A 22,611-nucleotide genomic window follows, 5' to 3' on the forward strand; every position below is an offset into this window, starting at 1 on the left:
AGCCGGACGCTCTTACTGAGCCTGATGTTTTCCGGACCTCCCTCGCCCGACGCGCCCGTCGATCCAGGGCCCGGCCTGGACGGCATACCGACTGGTCGGTAGCGTATCCCGGTACACGATGACCGACCCCGCTGTGGAGGTGCCGAAGATGAGCGCAGTCCCCCCGCCAGGCCTCGATCCGGAGCGGCTGCGGGCCCATCTGGACCGCGCGCGGCCGGGCCTTGTGAGCGGACCGCTCAGCGCCCGCCTGATCGAGGGCGGCCGGTCGAATTTGACATATGTCGTCACCGACGGCGCCGGGCAGTGGGTCGTGCGGCGGCCGCCGCTTGGCCATGTGCTCGCCACCGCGCACGACATGAAGCGCGAGCACCGGGTCATCAGCGCACTGCACCCGACGAACGTCCCGGTGCCCGAGCCGGTGCTGCTGTGCGAGGACGAGTCGGTGCTCGGCTCGCCGTTCTACGTCATGGAGTACGTGGCGGGCACCCCGTACCGCACCGCCGAACAGCTCGCGCCGCTCGGCTCCGAGCGGACCAGGGCCGCCGTGCTCTCCCTCGTGGACACCCTGGTCGAGCTGCACGCCGTGGACCCCGAGGCGGTCGGGCTCGGCGACTTCGGACGGCCGGACGGCTTCCTCGACCGCCAGCTGCGGCGCTGGGGCAAGCAGCTTGACGCCTCGCGCAACCGCGAGCTCGCCGGCATCGACGAACTGCACGCCGCCCTCGGGCGCGACCTGCCGGCCTCGCCCGCGCCCACCGTCGTGCACGGCGACTACCGTCTGGACAACGTCCTGATCGGCGACGACGACCGGATCAAGGCGGTACTCGACTGGGAGATGTCCACGCTCGGCGACCCGCTGACCGACCTCGGGCTGCTCGTCATGTACAGCGCGAAACTCGACCTGCCCCACTCGCCGGTGTCCACCACGGCGGGCGCCGCCGGGCACCCCTCCCCCGTCGAGCTGATCGAACGCTACGCGGCCCGCTCCGGCCGGGACACCTCCGCCATCTCCTGGTACACGGCGTTCGCCTGGTTCAAGCTCGCCGTGATCCTCGAAGGCATCCACTACCGCTACACCCTCGGCCAGACCGTGGGCGCCGGGTTCGACCGCATCGGCGAGCTGGTCCCCGTCTTCATCGAGCACGGCCTCACCACCCTTCAGGAAGGCTGAACCCCCGCATGGACTTCGCATTCGACGCCCGCACCGAAGAGCTGCGGACCAGGCTCCTGGCCTTCATGGACGAGTACGTCCACCCCGCCGAGGTCACCGCGCACGAGCAGCGCGCCGAGCTCGCCTCGCCCTGGGACACCCCGCGCGTGGTCGGCGAGCTCAAGGCCGAGGCGCGCCGCCAGGGCCTGTGGAATCTCTTCCTTCCCGACGCCGAGCACGGCGCGGGGCTCACCAACCTCCAGTACGCTCCGCTGGCCGAAATCACCGGCCGCTCCCCGCAGTTGGCGCCCACCGCCCTCAACTGCGCGGCCCCCGACACCGGGAACATGGAGGTCCTGGCCCAGTTCGGCTCGGACGAGCAGAAGAAGCAATGGCTGGAGCCGCTGCTCGCCGGGGAGATCCGCTCGGCCTTCGCGATGACCGAGCCGGAGGTGGCCTCCTCCGACGCCACCAACATCGAGACGCGGATCGAGCGGGACGGTGACCACTACGTCATCACCGGGCGCAAGTGGTACATCTCCGGCGCGATGAACCCGGACTGCAAGATCTTCATCGTGATGGGCAAGACGGACCCGGGCAACGCCGACGTGCGCCGCCAGCAGTCGATGGTCCTGGTGCCGCGCGACACCCCCGGCGTCGAGATCCGGCGCGCGATGCGGGTGTACGGCTACGAGGACCACTCCCACGGCGGCCACGCCGAGGTCGTCTTCCACGGCGCCCGGGTACCCGTGAGCAGCCTGGTCGGCGAGGAGGGCGGCGGCTTCGCCATCGCGCAGGCCCGGCTCGGGCCCGGCCGGATCCACCACTGCATGCGGCTGATCGGCATGGCCGAGCGGGCCATCGAGCTCATGTGCCGCAGGGCCGTGTCCCGTACGGCGTTCGGCAAGCCGATCGCCCAGCAGGGCGTGGTGCAGGAGTGGATCGCGGACGCGCGGGTCGCGGTCGAGCAGCTGCGCCTGCTCGTCCTGAAGACGGCCTGGCTGATGGACACGGAGGGCAACCGGGGCGCACACACCGAGATCCAGGCCATCAAGATCGCCACCCCGCGCACCGTGGTCGGCATCCTCGACGACGCCGTACAGCTGCACGGGGCGGGCGGCGTGAGCCAGGACTTCCCGCTGGCCGAACTGTGGGCGGCGGCAAGGACGTTGCGGCTCGCGGACGGCCCGGACGAGGTGCACCAGCGCTCACTGGCCCGCCGCGAGCTGAAGAAGTACCTGTAGCGAAGGGGCGGTTCAGGGGCGCAGCGCGCGCAGCAGCAGGTCGGCGAGGTGGTCGGCGACCTGCTGCTGGGTGAGCGGGCCGCCGGGGCGGTACCAGGTGGACAGGTGGTGGACCGAGCCGAAGTGGTAGTCCACCACCAGGTCGGCCGGGGTCGCCGCGGAGAACACGCCCGCCTCCTGGCCCTCTTCGATGAGCGCGCGGAACCGTTCGTGGTAGCGCCGGCGCTCGGCCCGTACCTGCTTGTTCTTCTCCGGGCTCAGATGGTGCATCGAGCGGAAGAAGATCGCCGCGTCGTCCAGGTTGTCGATGGTGGTCACCACCACGTCGGCGGCCGCCTCGCGCAACCGCTTCTCGATCGGCTCGTCCGCGTCGGCGAACGCGTCGAGCCGTTCCTGCTGGAGGCGCAGCACCCGGGCGTACACCTCCTGGAGCAGGTCCTCCTTGGAACCGAAGTAGTGGTAGAGGGCGCCCTTGGTGACGCCCGCCGCCTCGACGATCTCCTGCACGGAGGTGCGGTCGTAGCCGTTCTCCGCGAACAGCCGGGTGGCGGCGGCGAGCAGCCGCTGGGGGACGGGCGTGGTGCCGCTCGTGTCCGTCGCCTTGGCCATCGCCGCCACCTTTCTGTGGTGCTTGCGCGAGGGGCGCTGCCCCCGCCATGTGCTTGTCGCGCGGTACCAGTCGTGCCGCGCCGGCCCGCTCCTCGGGCGCTACGCCCGGTCGCGCAGTTCCCGCCTGAGGATCTTCCCACTCGTGGTCTTGGGAAGTTCCGTCAGGATCTCCACCTCGCGCGGGTACTTGTAGGCCGCGAGCCGTTCCTCGCAGTACGCCGCGAGCCGGTCCGGGTCGGTCTCCGAGCCGGGGCGCAGACTGACGTACGCCTTGACGCTCTCGCCCCGGTAGGGGTCGGGAATGCCCACGACGGCGGCCTCCCGCACCGCCGGGTGGGTGTAGAGGACGTCCTCGACCTCGCGCGGCCAGACCTTGAAGCCGGACGCGTTGATCATGTCCTTCATCCGGTCGACCACGTAGAGCCAGCCGTCGCGGTCCATGAACCCGATGTCGCCGGTGCGCAGTTCGCCGTCCGGGAACGCCTCGGCGGTGGCGTCGGGGCGGCGCCAGTAGCCGGGCACCACCTGCGGTCCGCGCACCACGATCTCGCCCTGCTCGCCGAAGGGCACCTCGTTGCCTTCGGTGTCGATGATCCGTACGACCGTCCGCGGCCCGGGCACGCCGACGGAGAGCGTGCCGGAGACGGGATCGACCGGGGCCTCCTTCTCCGGTGGGACCGAGGCGCAGGGGGCGGTGCACTCGGTCAGGCCGTAGCCGTTGCGGATGTACGGTCCGAAGTCCGCGCGGAACTTCTCCACCAGGGCGGGCGGCAGCGGGGCGCCGCCCGAGGAGATGATGCGGAAGGAGGCGAAGTGCTCCCGGGTGACGCCGGGGGCGGCCGCGAGCGCCATGAAGGCCGTGGCGGGGCCGACCGTGTAGGCGGGGCGGTGTTCGGCGAACGCGTCCAGGACGACGCCCGGGTGGAAGCGGTAGGTCAGGATCAGGGTGCCCGCGTTGGCGAGGCACGTCGCGAGTTCGCAGACCATGCCGGTGATGTGGAAGAGCGGCGCGAGCGTGAAGTAGCCCGAGCCTTCGGCTATCGGGTGTCCGGTGCGCTGCCTCTCCGCGTTGTAGGTGATGCCGCGATGGGTGTTCATCGCGCCCTTGGGGGTTCCGCTGGTGCCGGAGGTGTAACTGATCAACGCCGTGTCGTCACCGGATGGTTCCCGTCCCGGCGGGGCGTCGTGACCCTCCTGGGCGACGGCGACGAGGTCGTCCGCGTCGGCCGGTGTCGGCAGCCGCTCGAAGCCGAGGACACGCTTGTCGTCGCGGGTCTGGAGGTCGAGTTCGCAGGCGGTGAGCGCGATGCGTACCGGGGAGCGGGCGGCGCTCTCGCGCAGGTACTGCTCCCAGGCCCGGTCGGAGCAGATCAGCGCGGCGGCCTCGGCGTCCGCGAGGACGTGCGCCACCTCGCCGGACTTGTACATCGGGTTGAGCGGCACGACCACGGCGCCGGCCTTCCAGGCGCCGAGCAGGGCGATCACGAAGTGCGGGGTGTTCTGGAGCATGAGCGCGACGCGCTCGCCACGGGCCAGGCCGCGCTCGGCCAGGTGCCCGGCCACGGAGTCGGACAGGGCGTCGACCTCCCGGTAGCTGAGGCGGCCGTCAAAGTAGGCGAGCGCGGTGTGCTCGGGGGCGCGGGCGACGGCGGCGCGCAAGGAGTGCAGCACCGTTTCGGGCGGGGTGATGTCCGCGCGTTGGGCGGCGCTGAGCTGGGCGAGCCAGGGCCTGGTCGCGTAGATCGAGGTCATCCCGCTTGCGTCTCCCACTTCTGCTGAAGGTGATTCATGCTGGTCAGCCAGCGGTCCGGGGTGGCGGCGCGGGCGGTGTAGTAGTCGGCCACCTCAGGGTGGGGCAGAACCAGGAAGCGCTCGTCGGCCATCGCGGCGAAGAGCGCGTCGGCGACCTCGTGGGGCTCGATCGCGGTGGGCTTGAGCACGAGGTCACCGGCCGTGCCGGTGGCGGCCAGCATGTCGGTGCGTACGCCCTGCGGGCAAATCGCGTGGACCTGGACGCCTCGGTGGCGGTAGGTCAGCGAAAGCCACTCGGCGAAGGCGAGCGCGCCGTGCTTGGTGACGCTGTACGGGGCGGCGCCGATCATCGTGAGCAGGCCGGCGGCGGAGACGGTGGAGACGAACCGGCCGCTGCCGCGCTCCAGCCAGTGGGGCAGCAGTTCGCGGGCGGCGCGGACGTGGGCCATCACGTTGACGTCCCAGGCGGCGGCCCAGAGGTCCTCGGGGGCCGCCTGCGAACCCGCCGATCCCAGACCGGCGTTGGCGCAGTAGATGTCGATGGGGGCGCCGAGCGCGTCGCGGGCGGGGCCGACGACGGTCGAGGCGTCGCCCGGCACGGCGATGGCGCCGATCTCGTCGGCGGTCCTGCGGGCCTTGTCGGCGTCCAGGTCGTTGACGACGACGCGGGCGCCCTCCTCGGCGAATCTGCGCGCGAGGGCCGCGCCGATGCCGCCGCCGGCGCCGGTGACGACCACCGTGCTGTTCCGGACCGCCTGTGCCGTGCTCATGGGGCCGCCTCTCCGCGGGTGTGCCGTGCCGTGCCGGATGCCTTGGCAGACTAACCGGTCGGTATGTCATGGCGAAACCCCCGCCTCCGCGTGCGGGCCGCGTGCGACCGGCAGCTCGGTGCCCCGGGCGCCTCAAGGCGCGAACGGGGTCTGGGGCAGAGCCCCAGGGACCCCGGCTGCGGACCGCGCTGGGCCGGTCGCGCAGTTCCCCGCGCCTCTGGCGGGGCTGGTGCCGGCCCGTGTGGGTTGTCTCGGGGCAGGACTCATGCTGGCCCATCCCCGGCAACCTCAGCCCGTCCGGCGATTGAGGACGAGGCCGTTCAGGCCGACCGGGGTCTGGGGCGGAGCCCCAGGGGGCTCGGCTGCGGGCCGTGCGTGGCTGGGCGCGCAGTTCCCCGCGCCCCTGGCGGGACTGGTGCCGGCCCGTGTGGGTTGTCTCGGGGCAGGACTCATGCTGGCCCATCCCCGGCAACCTCAGCCCGTCCGGCGATTGAGGACGAGGCCGTTCAGGCCGACCGGGGTCTGGGGCGGAGCCCCAGGGAACCCGGCTGCGGGCCATGCGTGGCGGCGCGCGCAGTTCCCCGCGCTCCTGGCGGGACTGGTGCCGGCCCGTGTGGGTTGTCTCGAGGCAGGACTCATGCTGGCCCATCCCCGGCAACCTCAGCCCGTCCGGCGATTGAGGACGAGGCCGTTCAGGCCGACCGGGGTCTGGGGCGGAGCCCCAGGGAACCCGGCTGCGGACCGTGCGTGGCTGAGCGCGCAGTTCCGCCCCCGGCCCGTGGTCCACGGCGGCGTGATCCAGCGGAGTCCGGTCATCGATGTCTCTGTCGGCGCGCCGACAATCGTGCGGGGCGGCTCCGGAACCGGCTCCTACCGTCGTCGTACGGCCCGCCGTACGGCCGTGCCCGCGGCGAGCAGGGACAGAGCGCCGGCTCCGACCAGCGCGGCCGACGAACCGGTCGAAGCCAGGCTTCCGCCCTGAGCGGAGGCGGACGCCGCGGTGCCGCCCGAGATGGTGCCGGCCGTGGATCCGCCCGCGGTCGTCCCGGCCGACGTCGAGCCGGAAGTGCCGGAGGCGCCCGCCGTCCCTGTCGAGCCGGAGGCGCCCGACGCACTCGTCCCGCCCGTCGACCCGGCGCCGCCGCTGCCACCGGTGGTCGAGTTCCCACCCTTGGTCTTGACGACGATCTCGGCCCGGTCGTCCTGCGGCTTGTGGTCGAAGCCCGACATGGTCCTGCTGAGCACGGTGAGGGAGCCCTTGCCCGTGCCCGGGTGTGAGCCGAGTTGGAGCTCGAAGGGGTAGCTGACCTTCTCGTGGTCCAGGACGAACGCTCCGGTTATGCACCGGTAGTCGACACCGGTCGCCTCCACGGGGGCGCCCGGGTGGTCCTCGTCCTGCTCCTTGTGCGCCACCCGGCAGCCCTTGGGCGCCTTGATGACCTTGACTCCATCGGGGAAGTCGATGTCGACATAGGCGATGGGGCGGAACTCCCACAGCTCACTCACCCAAGCGGGCCCGAGGTTGTTCATTTCCAGGGCCGCCGTTACGTGCGCTCCGGCCGCGCCCTCGACCTGAGCGCCCTTGACCGACAGATCGGCCGTATTGGGATAGCGGAAGTCGTCATCCGCGTCCACCTGCGGCGCGGGCTCACCCTTGGGCAGTTGCTCCAGCTTCAACGCGGGCCCGGTCCCCTTGGCTCCCGGCGTTTCCCCGCGCAACCGTGCCCGCGTGGCCGGTGTATCGGCGTAGGCGGCGGTCTGGAACCACTCCTTGTACGCGACGTCCCCGCCCACCATGTCGACCTTCGGCGCCACGTCGTAGGCCGCACCCGGCTCGTAGGTGCCGGGCACGAAGCAGAGCACCCTGTTGTGGATGAACTGGATCTTGCTTGCATCCTCCTGGAGGGTGCTGTACTCACAGTTGGAGAAACGCTGTGGCAACTCGATGCCGCGCGTGGTCTTGAATTCCAGGATGACTCCGTCGACCGCGTGCGGGCCCTTGTTGATGAGGGCGAATCGGCCGTGCTGGACGACGCCGCGCTGGCTGTCCTTGGGCAGATCGACCCATCCGAACTTCAGTTGCTCGTCGGAGGGTTGGCCGTCCGCATGTGCCGAGCCCATCGCACTCAGGGTCAGCAGTGCGGTGGCAGCCAAAATCGTCAGGTGACTTCTCATGCCGGTCCAGACCCGCAACTCACCCCAAAGGTTGCCCCACTGTTACCAGCCTGTTGCCCAGGCATGGCCCCCGGGGTGCCCGGGCACGGGAATGCGGAGGTGGCGCGGCACGACACGGCCCTTCGAGATCCTGGGTGCCGAGGGCGACGGCCGCTGGGCCGCCACGCTCAAGGAACTCGCCCTGCCCGGCGTCCTGTTCCTTGAGGCCTACTTCGCGCCGACGTTCTCCAAGTTCCAGGGGATGTGGGTGGGCGGTTCGCCTGGCGGCCCGACCACCGGATCGACAAGCTCACAGGCTCGGCCCTGGTACGGACGATGGTCGACGCGGGCGACGGCCCGGACGAGATCGTCGCCGCCTGGCAGCCGGGGCTCGACGCCTTCCGGGAGGTACGCCGGGCGTAAACCTGATGTACGCCTGAGCGCAGCCGGCGCCCCCTTGCTGCAACCTTCGCCGTCGCGCGTATGGCCGATCGCGTGGTGCGGCGGGACGATGGAGGACGCTCATCGTCGAGCGGACCGGAGGTCTGGGCATGACGGACATCGGAGTCGAGCCGTACCGGGAGATCACCTTCGACGCGGACGGCGACGCCGATCCCGCCGAGCGCGCCGCCCTGACCGGCGTGGACGCCACGGACCTGGTGCTGTTCGCGCACGGTTGGAACAACACCCCGACCTCGGCCCGGGGCCTGTTCCGCGCCTACTTCGCCGCCTACCCCGCGCTCCTCACCGGCTCGCCCGGCGTACGGCTCGCGTACGGGGGCGTGATCTGGCCCTCGATCCGCTTCGCGGACGAAAGCATCCCCGACTTCCCGCACGCCGTGCCGAACGCCCCCGGGCCCGGACTCGACAGCGCGACCGTCGCCGCGCTCAAGGGGTTCTTCCCCGGCCAGGACGCCGCCATCGACCGGGTCGCCACCTACCTCGCCGAACGCCCGGACAGCGCCGAGGCGTTCACCGACTTCGGGCGGCTGACCAGGCAGCTAGTGGCGGCCGGGGCAGGTGCGGGCGCCGGGGATCTGATCCTGGACGGCGCCGCGCCGCCGCCCCCCGCGCTCCTCACGGACGACACACTGGAGCTGTGCCGGCGGTTCACGGCCGCGCTCGCCGAGACCGGCATGGACGTACAACCGGGGCCGCCCGGGCCCGCGTTCTCGATCGGCGGCTCGTTGAAGCACCTCTGGGACGGCGCAAAGGAAGTGCTGCGCCAGACGACGTACTACGAGATGAAACACCGGGCCGGCACCGTCGGGCAGCGCGGTCTCGGGCCGCTCATCGGCCAACTCGCCCTCGCCAGACCGGGCTTGCGGGTCCATCTCGTCGGACACAGCCAGGGCGCGCGCCTGGTCGCCTTCGCCCTGAAAGGACTTCCGCCGGGCGCGCGCAACGTGAAGTCGCTGACGCTGCTCGAAGGAGCCTTCTCGCACTACGCCTTCGCCGAGCGGCTGCCGGACGGCCTGGCGGGTTCGGGCGCGCTGAGCGACGCGCAGGCGCGGATCGACGGACCGGTCGTCTCCTGCTACTCACACCTCGACACCGCGCTCGGTGTGATCTACCCGCTGGCCTCCGCCGTCTCGGGCGACGACGCGAGCGCCCTGCCGGGCCTGGACAGGCGGTGGTGGGCGATCGGCCACGACGGGATCCAGGCCGTCAGCCCCTGCACCGCCCTGACCCTGGCCGAGGCACTGCGCGACGGCGTGCCCGACTCGGGCTGCGTCAGCGTGGACGCGGCGGCCGTGGTGAAGAACGGTGGCCCGCCCACCGGCGCGCACAGCGACATCTGCCACCCGGAGCTGGTCCGGGTGGTGCTGGCCGCGGGCCGGATCATCCCGACCTGACCCGCGGCCACGGGCGTCCTAGCGGTGGCTGGGGAACTCGACGACCTGCTGGTAGGTCGGCCGGTTCTGCCAGCTGATCGCGGACTGGGTGATGCCGCCGAGCGGGCGCTGCACGATGGAGTCGGCGCACCACTGGTCACCGGCCTTGCAGCCGGCGTCCCCGGGGTAGACCTGGGCCGGGGTCTTGGCCACGGCCTGCTTCAGGGTGCCGAGCAGGCTCTCGCGGCAGGCGTCCACCTTGCCGTCACCGCAGTACGCGCGGGCCAGGGGACCCTGGACCGGCTGTCCGAGGACCGTACGCAGATCCTTGTCGGCGTAGCTCCACCAGCCGTACTGGAAGGCGGACCCGGCGTGTGCGCCGGTCGGGCCGTGCCCGGCGGACGGTGATTCGTCGATGCCGAGGTTGGCGGTCAGGGCGCTGTAGAGGGGGTCACCGAGGCCGGGCCGGAATTCCGCCTCGACCAGCAGCGGCCACCAGGCGTCCATGAGGCGCACCGCGTCGGGGTGGGTGTAGGTGCCCGAGCCCTGCGAGGTCGCGCGACGCTGGGACCCGTCGGCCTGCCAAGCCTCCAACTGCTGTATGGCAGTGGCGAGTTGGGGATCGGTCGCGGGCGCCGTGCGCAGCACTTGGAGCAGTTCGGGCAGGACGTCCTCGCCGCGCAGATCGGTGACGGCGGCCTGCGCCATCGCCCGGGTGAGCGAGGACCGGGTGACGCCGCCCTGGGCGACCAGCGCCTTCACGCGGTCGTCGAGGAGGTTGGCGCGGTGCACGGAGCCGTCACCGAAGCCGGCCGTGGAGTAGCCCTTGGCCTGCTTGTTGTTCCAGGAGACGTAGTAGTCCTGGCCGGTCGACTGGGGGTGCTGGGCCGAGGGGGTGTAGTTTGCCGTGTTCGCGGCGGGGTCGAAGCCCTGCCACTCATAGGCCCGGTCGGCCTTGACGGGCAGGGACGGGTCGACGTCCGGGTCGCGGACCGGGTTCAGGCCGCTGTTGTAGTAGGCGGCGGTGCGGGAGTCGGCGTAGAACCAGTTGAAGGTGTAGTCGACCGACTGGGCCGCCTCCTGGAAGGACTTGGCGTCCTTGACGAACGTGGGGTCGTTCATCATCTGGAAGCCGATGATCGAGTCGGCCTCGTGGCGGTAGGTGGAGCGCAGCGAGGTGTAGGCGACGGGCTTGCCCGCGACGGTGGCGCGCGCGGTGACGATGCCGTAGTTGGTGCGGTACACCTGCATCCGGTAGGAGCCGGCCGCGGTGGTGTCGGCGACGGTCGGCTTCCAGGAGTTGGTCTTCTCCAGCTTCTCCATGGGCGTGCACACGCCCCGGTACACGTAGTGGGTGGCGTCCTGGCACAGGTCCACCGCGTAGGTGTCGGTGATGTCCTGGCCGGCCGACGTGGCCGACCAGGCGTAGTCCTGGCCCCGGCCGAGCTGGACGTACATGCCGACCCCCGCGAAGGAGGCGCCCCGGGCGCTGATGCCGGGGCCCTGGATCTCCTGGAGCATCAGCAACTGCGGCGCGAAGTATCCGGTTTGGGGTCCGAACACCGCCACCGGATTGCCGCTCGCGGTGTGTGCGCCGGACACCACCAGGGCGTTGGACATGCCGCGCGGCTTGCCGAGGTCGATGCCGGGCAGCGCCCCGCTGTCGTACATGCCCTTCAGCGGCTTCAGTTTCTGCGGCACCTTCACATCCGCCTTGGCGCCCGTGACCGCCGAGCCGGTGCGGTCGTAGACGAGCTGTTCGGGCACGACGGAGCCGGTGTCGGGCAGCGCGGCGCCCTGGGGGCTGGCGGGTTTGCCCGCGTACGGGAAGCTGGTGCCGTCGTGGACCGTCAGCACCGCCTCGGGGTCGTCGCGCTCGCGGAAGGACTCCCAGACCTTGGTGCCCTCGGCCACGCCGTACTTGGCCTGGGCGGCCTGGAGCGAGAGCGCGGCCTGCACCTCTCCGCCTCCGCCGCCGCCGAACAGGCCGCCGACCACGGAGGCGAGGGCTATGAGGTCGGTGAGCTTGAAGGGCTGGATCTCCCCCACGTTGGTGACGGAGTCGATCTTCCCGGTGAGGACGTACTCGCCGGGGAAGTAACGGCCGTCCTTGGCCTGCTTGGCATAGGCGTTGATGCCGTCGACGTAGGCCTGCGCGTCGGCCATGGCCTGCTCGCCCCGGGCGCCGTTGGTGGTGCGGATACGGTCGACCTGGGCCTGGAGATCGGCCTCGGTGTACGGGGCCTGCGGCCAGAATTCCTGTTCGAGGCCCTGGTTGGCGAGCGCGCCGCCGGCGAACGAGGTGAGCTCGCCGCGCCCGATGTGGCGGAAGAGGTCCATGAGCCAGAGCCGGTCCTGGCCGGCCGCGTACCCGGCGCCGTACTCGGTGCCGTACCGCGTGGTGCCCCTGATGTGCGGTACGCCCGTGGCCTTGTCCCTGGTGATGGTGACGTCGGGGCGGGGCGAGGTGGTCGACTGGGCCTGGCCGCTCGGCACACCGAACGAGGCGTCGTTGAAGAAGGTGTTGAGCTTGTCGTCGGTGAGCGAGGACTGGCCCGCCACCAGGGCGTCGTACTTGCCGAGCTCGTCGTCGCTGTGCGCGGGGTGGGTCCCGAACATCTTGTTGCCCAGGATCTCCACGAGCGTGGCGCTGCCGTTGGCGCCGGGCGGCAGGATGTCGGAGCACTGGCCCTGGCAGAGGTCGCCGTCCGAGGGCTCGGCGGCGCCGGCGGGCAGCGCCGGGCCGAGCAGGGCGGCACACAGGGCGGTCACGGTCAGGGCGCAGGCGGCGGCCCTGCCCCGTTTCACGCGGGCCGTCATGGACCCGAGTCCCTTGTTCCGAGGGGCAGTTCTGAGCCTTGCGGTGCGTCGTCGCATGCGCGCTCCTAGTGGGGGCCGATGCGCGGGAGGCTACTCAGGGGTACGGCGCCGCGTAAGGTGAACATACGTCACCTTCGCCGAATCCCCACACGCCCCCAGGCGCCCGCCGGATCGCACCGGCGCCCGGGCTCGGACCGAGGGCGCCCCTCGAGCCGTACCCTTTCCGCCTCCGCCGACACGCGTATTTCCTCCGGTCCCTTTTCGTCCGGGGCCACTTGGCCGGGGCAAGCACGGCCAGTGTTGAGCCGCCTCCCGGCCGGGGGTTTGAGCCGCCCCGCGCCGGGGCCCGAGGGCGTTCCGGCAGGTCGGCGGCGCAACCGCCGTATATGGGCCACGTTCTGAGTAGTTCGTGAGAAACGGATTCCAACCCTTGGGGCAGGGTAGGCGAAACCCCCGTAATGGACGTCATCAGAAATTCGATGGAGCCGGATCGCCTTCGGGTACGTCCATTCCTCGACGCCGAAGTACGAGCGACGGAGGTGGCAGGGCCATGGCTGGTTTCCGCAGTCTGGCAAGACAGGTGCGCGACCCGCGCAATGATCTCGCGCTGCGACGCTATTCGCTGCGCAAGTGCCTGGAGCGGTTCGCTCCTTATGGACACCGGGCGACCTGGGACCATCTGTGCGGCAGGCACCGCATCGGGCCCGAGGACCGGGCTCCCGATCCGGCGCGGCTGGTGGCCGCGCTGGAGGAGCTGGAGGCGGCGCGCGCCGTCTGGCTCGCCTACGAAGTGGAGTTCGCCAGGCGCAGGAAGCGCGAGAAGCGCGCGGGGTTGCGCCGTCCCGGCTCCTTCGACGACTGGCACCGGCGCACCTGGGGCGGCTTCGGCGTGGCGTGGTGCGACGACCCCCGTACGCATCCCACCGGGCCGATGGCCGAAGTGCTGGGCCGCATGATCTCGGCCCTGCGGGCCGAACCCGGTACGGCGTGCCCGGTCTGCGGCGGGAGCCGCCTGGTGTGGAGCCAGGACCTGGCGCACGAGCCGTGGTTCGGACCGGTCTGTTCGGGCTGCGGGATCCTCGTGCCGCAGCCGGTCCTGACCCCCGAGGCCCTGACGCGGGCCAAGACGGCACGGCGCGGAGAACTGGCATCGGTGGCCTGAGGAGCGCGGGGGCGAGCCGGCTCTCCCCCGCGTCGTCAGTGGCCTCTGGCACCATCGGACCCATGATTCAGGTCTGTCTGAACGGAGCTCGCGGCGCGGATGACGGAGCGGCGGTGCCGCTGTCCCCGGCCGCTCTCGCCGAGTCCGCCGCGGCCGCCGTGGCGGCCGGCGCGGCCGAGGTCCATGTCCACCCCAAGACCCCCTGTGGCGGCGACTCGCTCTCACCCCGCGTGGTGGGAGCGGCACTTGAGGCGATACGGGCGGCGGTGGGCGTGCCGGTTGGGGTGACCACGGGCGCCTGGGCGGAGCCCGACCCGGCGCGCCGCGTGGAGCACATACGGTCCTGGACGGTGCTGCCCGACTACGCGTCGGTCAACTGGCACGAGGACGGCGCGGAGGAGGTGGCGGCGGCCCTGCTGGACCGGGGCGTGGGGATCGAGGCGGGCATCTGGTCCGGCACCGACGCCACGCGCCGTTTCCTGGCCTCCCCCCACGCCGCGCGGGTGCTGCGTGTTCTGGCCGAGGTGACGGAGACGGACGCGGGGACCGCCGAGCCCGTGGCCCGCGCCCTTCTCGCCGAGCTGGGCACCGCGCACGGCAGGCCCGTGCTCCTGCACGGCCAGGACGACGGCGCCTGGCCGGTGCTGCGCCTGGCCCTGCGGCTCGGCCTCGACACCCGCACAGGCCTGGAGGACGTACTGACCCTGCCGGACGGCCAACGGACCCGGTCCAACGCCCAGTTGGTGACCGCGGCGCTGGCCTGCGCGTAACGGGGGCGCGGGGACCGTCAGGTTCTGCGCTCGCCCAGAAGGCGGGAGCCGATGAGGCCGGTGCCGAACACGTCGTCCGGGTTGGACAGGACGCAGTTGTCCAGGGACAGGCAGCCGCAGCCGATGCAGTCCGTGAGGTGATCGCGCAGCTGGCCCAATTGCGCTATGCGCCGGTCGAGTTCGGAGCGCCAGGCCTCCGAGAGACGTGCCCAGTCCTCCCGGGTCGGGGTGCGCTCCTCGGGCAGCTCGGCGAGCGCGTCCCTGATGGTGGCCAGAGGGATCCCCACCCGCTGCGCGGCCCGCACGAAGGCGACGCGGCGCAGAGTGTCCCTGCCGTAGCGGCGCTGGTTGCCGGAGGTGCGACGGCTCGTGATGAGCCCCTTGGCCTCATAGAAGTGCAAGGCGGACACGGCGGCTCCGCTGCGGGCGGACAGCTGCCCGACCGTGAGTTCGTGGATCTTCTCTGGAATCTGCGGCACCCCTCGAACCCTACGGGCAGCCCCGGCGCCGTCGCGGGCCCCCGTCCCCGCACGGCCCCGGCGCCCGGCCCCTCGTTGACAGGACCCTCCACCCGAACCATGCTGAGGTTGCTGAGCAAGCGCTTGGCCAGGACCGCGAGAGCGTCGTGAGAGGCAGGGACCAGGGACATGGCAGAGCCGAGGATCTTCACGTCCGCCGAGGAGCTGAGGGCCGGCGTGGGCGAGCAGCTGGGACACAGCGACTGGCTGGAGATCGACCAGAAGCGGATCGATCTGTTCGCCGACGCCACGGGTGACCACCAGTGGATCCACGTCGATCCCGCGCGGGCCGCAGCCGGCCCCTTCAGGACAACGATCGCGCACGGCTACCTCACGCTCTCGCTGCTGCCGACGCTGGTGCCGCAGGTGCTGCGCGTGGAGGGCATGAAGATGGGCATCAACTACGGCACCAACAAGGTCCGCTTCCCCGCCCCCGTGCCGGTCGGCTCGCGGCTGCGCGCCACGGCCGAGCTGACGGAGGTCGTGGAGGCGGGCGGAGGCGTCCAGGTCACCGCGAAGGTCACCGTCGAACGCGAGGGCGGCGACAAACCGGTGTGCGTGGCGGAGTCGGTCTCGCGCTACTTCTTCTGAGCGCTACTTCTTCTGAGCGCTACTTCTTCCGAGAGCGGCTTCTTCTGAGCACGGCTTTCTCCGAGCACGGCGCCCCGTCAGGTGCGCGCGCCGACCATCCGCAGCACGAGGCCGGCGTAGAGCGCGCCGACCTCGTCGGGCGTCCTGCGGCCCTCGGTGTTGAACCAGCGGGCCACGTCGATGCAGAGCGAGAGCACGGCGAGCGTGGTCCCCGGCACGTCCGGCACGTCGAACTCGCCTGCGGCCACGCCGTCGTTGAGGATGCCGCGCACCGCCGCGTCGCTGCGGCGGCGCAGTTCCACGATCTCGGTGCGGTGCTCCTCGCCGAGCGCGTCCAGTTCGTACTGGACGACGCGGGCCGTCATGTGGTGGCCCGCGTGCCAGCGGACGAAGGAGCGCACGGCGGCGGCGAGCCGTTCGGCCGCGCTCCCCTCGCCCTCGGCGGCGGACCGCAGGATCTCCAGGGCCTTGTCGTGGCCGATCCGGCTGATCCGGTGGAGCAGTTCTTCCTTGGTCTTGTAGTGGATGTAGAGCGCGGCCGGGCTCATCCCGGCCCGGCCCGCGATGTCCCGGGTGGTGGTGGCGTGGTAGCCGCGCTCGGCGAACGCCTCGACGGCGGCGACGAGCAGCCTCCGCGCGGCCTCCGGCGTGACCTCGCCCCACGGCTTCTCCTCGCCGCCGGCCGTCTCCCTTGTCACGTCAGCCGTGCCCATCGCTCGCCCCTTTCGTCCGTCCGCGCTTCGTTCAGCAGGACGAACACCATACCCCGAGGGTGAGCAAGCGCTTAGAGCTTCTGGAACGGGTCGTGTTCGGCGAGCAGCTTCTCCAGGCGCGCCTGATCGACGCGGCTGACGATCTGGCCGGCCTCCTGCCGGTCCCTGATCACCTTGGCGAGGGTGAAGGCGGACGTCACCAGGTAGAGGACCGCCATGGCGAGGAACGCCCGCACCCAGGCGTCGGCCTGGAGGCGCAGGATGCCGACCGCGGTGGCGCCGAGCGCGATCGAGAAGGCGGCGACGGCCTGACCGTAGTAGGCCGCGGTGTTCTGCTGCTTGACCTGTGTCTCACTCATGACCGACAGCATGCAGCGGATGTGGCACCCGCCCCATCCGCTCGCGTACTCAGTACGTACTCAGGTGCGCCGGGACCGCTCAGAAGGCCGAAACCCCGGTCTCCGCGCGGCCGATGATCAGTTTCTGGATCTGGCTTGTGCCCTCGTACAGGGTCATGACACGGGCGTCGCGCAGCAGCTTTCCCACCGGGTACTCGTCGATGTAGCCGTAGCCGCCGAAGACCTGGACGGCGTTGTTGGCGGCCCGTACCGCGGCCTCCGACGCGAACAGCTTCGCCTTGGAGGCGGCGGTCGCGAACTCCTGGCCACGGTCGATGAGATCGGCGACCCGCCAGGTCAGAAGCCGGGCCGCGTCGACGTCCACCGAGATGTCGCTGATCAGCTCCTGGACCAGCTGGTAGTGCGCGATGGGCTTGCCGAACTGCTCGCGTTCGCCGGCGTAGCGCACGGCCGCGTCCAGGGCCGCCTGCGCGATGCCGACGCAGCCGGCGGCGACCGACATGCGGCCCTTGGCGAGCGCGGACATCGCGAGCGAGAAGCCCTTGCCCTCGGGGCCGATGAGGGCGCTCGCCGGGACGCGTACGCCGTCCAGGACCAGCTCGGCGGTGGCCTGGCCGCGCAGTCCGAGCTTGCCGTGGACGGTACGGCGGGTCAGGCCCGGAGTGTCGGTGGGGATTAGGAAGGCGGAGATGCCCCGGTGGCCCGGCGTGTCGTTGGTGCGGGCGAAGAGCAGCACCACATCGGCCCAGGTGCCGTTGGTGATGAACATCTTCGCGCCGTCGATCACGTAGCTGTCGCCGTCCCGGACGGCCCGGGTGGAGAGGTTGCCCGCGTCCGAGCCCGTGCCCGGCTCGGTCAGGCCGAAGCAGCCGATGGCCTCGCCCGAGGTGAGCCGGGGCAACCACGCGCGTTTCTGCCGCTCGTCGCCCCAGGACGCGATGGTCTTGGCGACCAGGCCGAGCGAGACGGACACGATGCCGCGGACCGAGGAGTCGCCCCGGCCCAGCTCCTCGGTGACCAGGCAGTAGGCGAGATGGTCGCCGCCCGAGCCGCCGTACTCCTCGTCGATGGTGAGCCCGAGGAAGCCGAGCGCGCCCAGCTTCCGCACGATCGACTTGTCGACGTTCTCCGCGCGGTCCCAGGCCACGACGTGCGGGGTTACCTCGCGCGCGACGAACTCCTCGGCGAGCTGCCGGACGGCCGCCTGCTCCTCGCTCAGCTCCAGGTTCATGGGCTCAGCTCCAGGTTCATGGTGAGTGCACCCCAGATTTAATTACCACTGCTAGTTTTTGGTTGCCGGGCCTACTATGTGCCGCATGGCCCGACCGCGCAAGCCCCTTCTGAGCACCGACCGCATCGTCGCGGCGGCGAGCGCGCTCGTGGACGCGGAGGGCCTCGCGGCCGTCTCGACCCGGCGCCTCGCCGCCGAGCTCGGGGTCAGCGGGCCCTCGCTCTACAACCACTTCCGCACCAAGGACGAGATCCTGGAAGCCGTCGCGGACGCCACCTCCGCGCAGGTCGATCTGTCGATGTTCGAGGAGGGGGACGGGCGCGACTGGCGTACCGCCCTGCACGACTGGGCCCTCGCCTACCGCGCGGTCCTGACCCGGCATCCCCACATCGTCCCGGTGCTCGCCCAGGGGCCGGGCCGGCGCCCCGCGGGTCTCAGGCTCGCGGACGCGGTGTTCGGCGCGATGGTCGCCGCGGGCTGGCCGCCCGCCCAGGCGACCCGCATCGGCGCCTTGATGCGCTACTTCATCATGGGCTCCGCGCTCGGCTCCTTCGCCCGTGGCTTCGTGGACGACGAGACGGCGTACGATCCGGCCGACTATCCCCACCTCGGCCAGGCGCACCTCCTCGCCGAGCGGCAGGAGGAGATCGATGAGGGCGCGTTCGAGACGGGCCTGCGGGCGCTGCTCGACGGGCTCGCGCTCCAGTACCCGGCGGCACGGGACGCCTGATCGCGTCTTCGCCAGGCGTGGGCCGCCACGCCGGGCCGGCCCACGCCTCCTGGCCGGTTCCTAGAACACCACCAGCGCCCTTCCCCCCTTGCCCGCCAGCATGTTGTCGAAGGCGGCCGGGATGGCGGTCAGGGGGATGCGTTCGGACACCAGGGACGCCAGGTCCAGCCGGCCCGCGCGGATGTGGGCGGCCAGGACCGGGAGGTCCTTGGCCGGGTCGCAGTTGCCGTAGACGCAGCCCGCCAGGGTGCGGCCCCAGTGGAAGATCTCCAGGGCGTTGAAGGTGACCTGCTGGTCCTTGCCGCCGATGCCGACCACGGTGGTGCGGCCGCCACGCCGGGTGGACTCCCAGGCCGTACGGATCGTCACCGCGCGGCCCACGCATTCGACGGCCACGTCCGTGCCCTGGCCGCCGGTGAGCCGGCGGATGTCCTTGGCCGTGGTGTCCGAGGCGAGAACGAAGTCGGTGGCCCCGGCCTCCCGGGCCAGTTCCTCCTTGTCCGGGGAGACGTCGACGGCGATGATCTGCCCCGCGCCCGCGATCCGCGCGGCCTGGAGCGTGGCAAGGCCCACGCCGCCCGCGCCGAAGACCGCGACCGTCTCGCCCTGGCGCACCTTCGCCGAGTGGTGGACGGCCCCGTATCCGGTGAGCACCGCGCAGCCCAGCAGCGCGGCCTCGGTGAGGGGGATGCCGGCGGGGAGGGGGATGACGCAGTTCTCCGCGACGACGGTCTCCTCGGCGAACGCGGCGACGTTCAGACCGGGGTGGAGCTCCGTGCCGTCGGCCGTGCGCGCGTACACCGAGGCCGCGCCGGCCAGCGCGTTGACGCAGAGCCACACCTCGCCGAGCGAGCAGGGGTGGCAACTGCCGCACGCGGGAGCCCAGTTGAGGACGACCTCGGCGCCGGGCGCGACCGAGGTGACCCCGTCGCCCACGGCGACGACGGTGCCCGCGCCCTCATGGCCGAGGACGGCGGGCACCGGGACCCGCATGGTGCCGTTGGTGAGCGAAAGGTCGGAGTGGCAGACCCCGGCGGCGGCCAGGCGGACCCGGACCTGGCCGGGACCGGGCTCGGGCAGTTCGATGTCGGTGATCTCCAGCGGAGAGCCGACGGCGGGCAGTACGGCGGCGCGAACCATGTGGGCGTGACTCCTGAAGCGAGCGGCGGGAAGCGAGGGCGAGAAGCGGGGCCGGGAAGCGCGGGGTCAGAACTGGAGCGATTTGGTCTGGAGGTACTCCGTCAGACCGTGGACGCCCAGTTCGCGTCCGACCCCCGACTGCTTGTAGCCGCCGAACGGCGCCAGGGGGTTGAACCGTCCGCCGTTGATGTCGACCTGGCCGGTGTCCATGCGGCGGGCGAAGGCGACGGCTTCCGCCTCATCGGCCGCCCAGACCCCGCCGGCCAGGCCGTACACCGTGCCGTTGGCGATCCGCAGGGCGTCGTCCTCGTCCTCGTACTTGATGATCGAGACGACCGGGCCGAAGATCTCCTCCTGCGCGATGGTCATCTCGGGGGTGACATCCGCGAAGACCGTCGGCGTGACGTAGTAGCCCCGCTCCAGGGGCGCTTCGGGGCCGCCCGCCACGATCCGGGCGCCCTCCCGGATCCCCTGCTCGATGTAGCCGCGCACGCGCTCGCGCTGCTTGGCATTGACCAGCGGGCCGACGCGGTCGCCGACGGTGTACTTGGCCGCGGCCGCCGAGGCCAGCTCGACGGCCCGGTCGTACTGGCCCGCGTGGACCAGCATCCGCGTCCAGGCGCTGCACGTCTGGCCCGAATTGCTCATCACGTTGGCAACGCCCACCTGGACCGCCTTGGCGAGGTCGGCGGAGGGCAGGATGACGTTGGCGGACTTGCCGCCGAGTTCGAGCGCGACGCGCTTGATGGCGGCGCCCGCCGTGGCGCCGATCTGCCTGCCGACGGCCGTCGAGCCGGTGAAGGAGACCAGATCGACCCCCTCGTGCTCGGCCAGTGCCTGGCCCGCGACCGGACCGAGGCCGGTGACCAGGTTGAACACACCGGCGGGCAGGCCGGCTTCGTGCACCGCCTCGGCGAAGAGCTGCGCGGTGAGGGGTGTGTCCTCCGCGGGTTTGAGGACCACCGTGCAGCCCGCCGCCAGCGCGGGTGCCACTTTGTTGACGATCTGGTGCAGCGGATAGTTCCAGGGCGTGATCGCGCCGACGACACCGGCCGGCTCCTGGTAGACGGTGGAGTTGCCGATCCGCTCCTCGAAGGCGTACGACGCCGCGAGTTCGGCGTAGGAGCCGGCGATGGCGATCGGCAGGCCCGTCTGCACGCTCTGGGCGAAGGGCAGCGGGGCGCCCAGTTCGGCGCTGATGGTCTCGGCGATCTCGTCCTTGCGGGCGGCCAGGCCATCGCGCAGGGCCGCGAGCCGGGCGGCGCGCTCGGCGGCCGGGGTCGCGGCCCAGGCAGGGAAGGCCGCGCGGGCGGCGCGCACGGCGGCGTCGACGTCCTCGGCCGTGCCCGCGGGGACCTCGGCTATGACGTCTTCGGTCACCGGGTTCACCACCGCGATGCCGTCCCGGCCCGCGGCGGCTCGCCACGCGCCGTCGATGTACATACCGTCGTGGGCCTTCATCGCATTTCCTCCCGAGCGGGCCGGTGTCGTCCGTCGCACAAACTAGCGCCGTTAGTTTTTGGGCGCCAGAGGCACCCCGTGCCCCGGTCCGCCCGCGACGTCAGATGATGCCGAACAGGATGCCCGAGCCCAGCACCACCAGACACGTGAGGGCCGCCCACTTCACGGTGAAGCGGGTGTGGTCGCCGAACTCCACCTTGGCCATGCCCACCAGGACGTACACCGCGGGCACCAGCGGGCTCGACATGTGCAGGGCCTGCCCGGCCAGCGAGGCGCGGGCGATCTCCAGGGAGGAGACGCCGTGCGCGGCGCCCGCCTCGGCCAGGACCGGCAGGACACCGAAGTAGAAGCCGTCGTTGGACATGAAGTACGTGAGCGGCAGGCTGAGCAGTCCGGTGACGAGCCCCATCTGCGAGCCCATGCTGTCCGGCACGACACCGACCAGCCAGTCGGCCATGTGCTTGACCATGCCGGTGCCATTGAGTACGCCGGTGAAGACGGCGGCCGCGAAGACCATGCCGGAGACGTTGACGACGTTGTCCGCGTGGGCGGCGATGCGGGCCTTCTGGGCGGGGATGTGCGGGAAGTTCACGCTCAGCGCGAGCGCGGCGCCGATGAGGAAGAGCACCGGGATCGGCAGCCACTCCATGATCATGGAGGTGAGCAGGGCGACAGTGAGCAGCGCGTTGAACCAGTACAGCCGGGGCCGCAGCGTCTCCCGTGCGGCGTCGAGCCCCTGGAAGTCGTCCTCGCCGTCCGGGGCGTCCGCGCCGGGACCGTCGCCCGAGACACCCGGGGCCCGGTCGGAGCCGGCCGTGGCCGGGGTGTCGCCGGAGCCGCCCGCGCCCACGAGCACCGTCTCGCCGTGCGGCGTGAGGACCTTGTCGAGCGAGAGGTAACCCACGCGCCGGCGCTCGCGCATGCCGAGGACGTAGGACAGGACGAGGACCGCGACCAGGCCGACGGCGAGCGCGGGGATCATCGGTACGAAGATGTCGGAGGCGTCCACCTTGAGCGCGGTCGCGGCACGGGCCGTCGGACCGCCCCAGGGCAGCGTGTTCATGACGCCGTTGGCGATGGCGGCGACGCCGGTCATCACGACCAGGCTCATCCCGAGCCGCTTGTACAGCGGGTACATCGCCGAGACGGTGATCATGAAGGTGGTGGAGCCGTCGCCGTCGAGCGAGACGATCGCGGCGAGCACCGCGGTGCCGACCACCACCCGCATCGGGTCCGCCTTGCAAAAGCGCAGGATGCCGCGCACGACGGGGTCGAAGAGGCCCACGTCGATCATCACGCCGAAGTAGATGATCGCGAACATGAGCATCGCGGCCGTCGGCGCGAGCGAGCCCACGCCCTTGATGACGTAGTCGCCGAGGTGGGCTCCCTTGCCGACGAAGACGCAGAAGAGAGCGGGGATCAAAACCAGCGCCGCGATCGGCGACATCTTCTTCAGCATGATGAGGACCAGGAAGGTCGCGATCATGGCGAAGCCGAGGATGGTCAGCATGGAGGACACCTAACGTTCACCCTTGAACTCCCGCCGGGGAGCCGGCGGTGCGGATGACGTTAGGTGGCCGATTCTGGCCTCAACAAGACGTT

At 71.4% G+C, this 22,611-nt stretch carries 19 protein-coding genes and 1 pseudogene; 8 read left to right on the forward strand and 12 right to left on the reverse strand.

The features are described from left to right. The first annotated feature begins 148 nt into the window (after positions 1-148). Both ABR738_RS09305 and ABR738_RS09310 read left to right on the forward strand, forming a co-directional pair. The gene (locus tag ABR738_RS09305; protein WP_350229493.1) at positions 149-1,171 is read left to right on the forward strand and encodes a phosphotransferase family protein; all 1,023 of its coding nucleotides are present in this window, start codon (positions 149-151) and stop codon (positions 1,169-1,171) included. Between the two features lie 8 nt (positions 1,172-1,179). After that, a complete protein-coding gene (locus tag ABR738_RS09310; RefSeq protein WP_350229494.1) occupies positions 1,180-2,394 on the forward strand; it encodes an acyl-CoA dehydrogenase family protein in 1,215 nt (404 codons plus the stop codon). A 12-nt stretch (positions 2,395-2,406) separates the two neighbouring features. Here ABR738_RS09310 and ABR738_RS09315 read toward each other — a convergent pair whose 3' ends face one another. The 4 genes from ABR738_RS09315 to ABR738_RS09330 all read right to left on the reverse strand — a co-directional run bounded on the left by ABR738_RS09315 (position 2,407) and on the right by ABR738_RS09330 (position 7,679). Next, on the reverse strand, positions 2,407-3,003 hold the full coding sequence (locus ABR738_RS09315) for a TetR/AcrR family transcriptional regulator (RefSeq protein WP_350229495.1): 597 nt from the start codon (positions 3,001-3,003) through the stop codon (positions 2,407-2,409). 99 nt (positions 3,004-3,102) lie between these two features. Beyond that, positions 3,103-4,755 (reverse strand): class I adenylate-forming enzyme family protein, encoded by a 1,653-nt coding sequence (locus tag ABR738_RS09320; RefSeq protein ID WP_350229496.1) that lies wholly within the window; start codon positions 4,753-4,755, stop codon positions 3,103-3,105. After that, positions 4,752-5,525, reverse strand: a complete 774-nt coding sequence (locus ABR738_RS09325; protein WP_350229497.1) for an SDR family oxidoreductase — start codon at positions 5,523-5,525, stop codon at positions 4,752-4,754. The genes ABR738_RS09320 and ABR738_RS09325 overlap by 4 nt, the downstream gene beginning before the upstream one ends. Before the next feature lie 870 nt (positions 5,526-6,395). Next, positions 6,396-7,679: a hypothetical protein gene (locus ABR738_RS09330; RefSeq protein ID WP_350229498.1), complete on the reverse strand. Its 1,284-nt coding sequence runs from the start codon at positions 7,677-7,679 to the stop codon at positions 6,396-6,398. 103 nt (positions 7,680-7,782) lie between these two features. Here ABR738_RS09330 and ABR738_RS09335 point away from each other — a divergent pair. Together ABR738_RS09335 and ABR738_RS09340 are read left to right on the forward strand one after the other, a co-directional pair. Then, positions 7,783-8,102, forward strand: a pseudogene (locus ABR738_RS09335) (DUF1343 domain-containing protein); the annotation flags it as partial. A 128-nt stretch (positions 8,103-8,230) separates the two neighbouring features. Then, positions 8,231-9,535 carry a serine-threonine protein kinase gene (locus ABR738_RS09340; protein ID WP_350229499.1) on the forward strand — a complete coding sequence of 435 codons (1,305 nt, stop codon included), beginning with the start codon at positions 8,231-8,233 and terminating at the stop codon, positions 9,533-9,535. Between the two features lie 18 nt (positions 9,536-9,553). Here the strand turns inward: ABR738_RS09340 and ABR738_RS09345 are convergent, their stop codons facing one another. Next, positions 9,554-12,334 carry a penicillin acylase family protein gene (locus ABR738_RS09345; RefSeq protein ID WP_350229500.1) on the reverse strand — a complete coding sequence of 927 codons (2,781 nt, stop codon included), beginning with the start codon at positions 12,332-12,334 and terminating at the stop codon, positions 9,554-9,556. Between the two features lie 550 nt (positions 12,335-12,884). Between ABR738_RS09345 and ABR738_RS09350 the strand changes: the two genes are divergently transcribed. Beyond that, positions 12,885-13,496, forward strand: coding sequence for a hypothetical protein (locus ABR738_RS09350; protein WP_350229501.1), 612 nt, complete (start codon positions 12,885-12,887; stop codon positions 13,494-13,496). Positions 13,497-13,558: 62 nt separating this feature from the next. Beyond that, the gene (locus ABR738_RS09355) at positions 13,559-14,266 is read left to right on the forward strand and encodes a 3-keto-5-aminohexanoate cleavage protein (RefSeq protein ID WP_350229502.1); all 708 of its coding nucleotides are present in this window, start codon (positions 13,559-13,561) and stop codon (positions 14,264-14,266) included. A 17-nt stretch (positions 14,267-14,283) separates the two neighbouring features. Here the strand turns inward: ABR738_RS09355 and soxR are convergent, their stop codons facing one another. Continuing rightward, positions 14,284-14,745, reverse strand: a complete 462-nt coding sequence (soxR, locus tag ABR738_RS09360) for a redox-sensitive transcriptional activator SoxR (protein ID WP_350229503.1) — start codon at positions 14,743-14,745, stop codon at positions 14,284-14,286. A gap of 168 nt (positions 14,746-14,913) precedes the next feature. Here soxR and ABR738_RS09365 point away from each other — a divergent pair, with 168 nt between their 5' ends. Further along, positions 14,914-15,375 (forward strand): MaoC family dehydratase, encoded by a 462-nt coding sequence (locus ABR738_RS09365; RefSeq protein ID WP_350229504.1) that lies wholly within the window; start codon positions 14,914-14,916, stop codon positions 15,373-15,375. 77 nt (positions 15,376-15,452) lie between these two features. Here ABR738_RS09365 and ABR738_RS09370 read toward each other — a convergent pair whose 3' ends face one another. From ABR738_RS09370 to ABR738_RS09380, 3 genes are all read right to left on the reverse strand, one after another. Beyond that, the gene (locus ABR738_RS09370; protein ID WP_350229505.1) at positions 15,453-16,088 is read right to left on the reverse strand and encodes a TetR/AcrR family transcriptional regulator; all 636 of its coding nucleotides are present in this window, start codon (positions 16,086-16,088) and stop codon (positions 15,453-15,455) included. Positions 16,089-16,159: 71 nt separating this feature from the next. Beyond that, entirely contained in the window at positions 16,160-16,447 is a 288-nt protein-coding gene (locus tag ABR738_RS09375) for a YiaA/YiaB family inner membrane protein (RefSeq protein ID WP_350229506.1), read from the reverse strand. 79 nt (positions 16,448-16,526) lie between these two features. Further along, complete coding sequence (locus ABR738_RS09380) at positions 16,527-17,678, reverse strand: acyl-CoA dehydrogenase family protein (RefSeq protein WP_350229507.1); 1,152 nt, start codon at positions 17,676-17,678, stop codon at positions 16,527-16,529. A gap of 85 nt (positions 17,679-17,763) precedes the next feature. On the opposite strand from ABR738_RS09380, the gene ABR738_RS09385 reads away from it, so the two are divergent. Continuing rightward, complete coding sequence (locus ABR738_RS09385; RefSeq protein WP_350229508.1) at positions 17,764-18,408, forward strand: TetR/AcrR family transcriptional regulator; 645 nt, start codon at positions 17,764-17,766, stop codon at positions 18,406-18,408. A 60-nt stretch (positions 18,409-18,468) separates the two neighbouring features. Here ABR738_RS09385 and ABR738_RS09390 read toward each other — a convergent pair whose 3' ends face one another. The 3 genes from ABR738_RS09390 to ABR738_RS09400 all read right to left on the reverse strand — a co-directional run bounded on the left by ABR738_RS09390 (position 18,469) and on the right by ABR738_RS09400 (position 22,519). Next, positions 18,469-19,548: a Zn-dependent alcohol dehydrogenase gene (locus ABR738_RS09390; RefSeq protein ID WP_350229509.1), complete on the reverse strand. Its 1,080-nt coding sequence runs from the start codon at positions 19,546-19,548 to the stop codon at positions 18,469-18,471. Positions 19,549-19,614: 66 nt separating this feature from the next. After that, positions 19,615-21,009 carry an aldehyde dehydrogenase family protein gene (locus tag ABR738_RS09395; protein WP_350229510.1) on the reverse strand — a complete coding sequence of 465 codons (1,395 nt, stop codon included), beginning with the start codon at positions 21,007-21,009 and terminating at the stop codon, positions 19,615-19,617. A 100-nt stretch (positions 21,010-21,109) separates the two neighbouring features. Beyond that, on the reverse strand, positions 21,110-22,519 hold the full coding sequence (locus ABR738_RS09400; RefSeq protein ID WP_350229511.1) for a CitMHS family transporter: 1,410 nt from the start codon (positions 22,517-22,519) through the stop codon (positions 21,110-21,112). Positions 22,520-22,611: the final 92 nt, after the last annotated feature.

Origin of the sequence: Streptomyces sp. Edi4, from assembly GCF_040253615.1 — a bacterium.
In the GTDB taxonomy this organism is placed as follows: Bacteria; Actinomycetota; Actinomycetes; order Streptomycetales; family Streptomycetaceae; genus Streptomyces.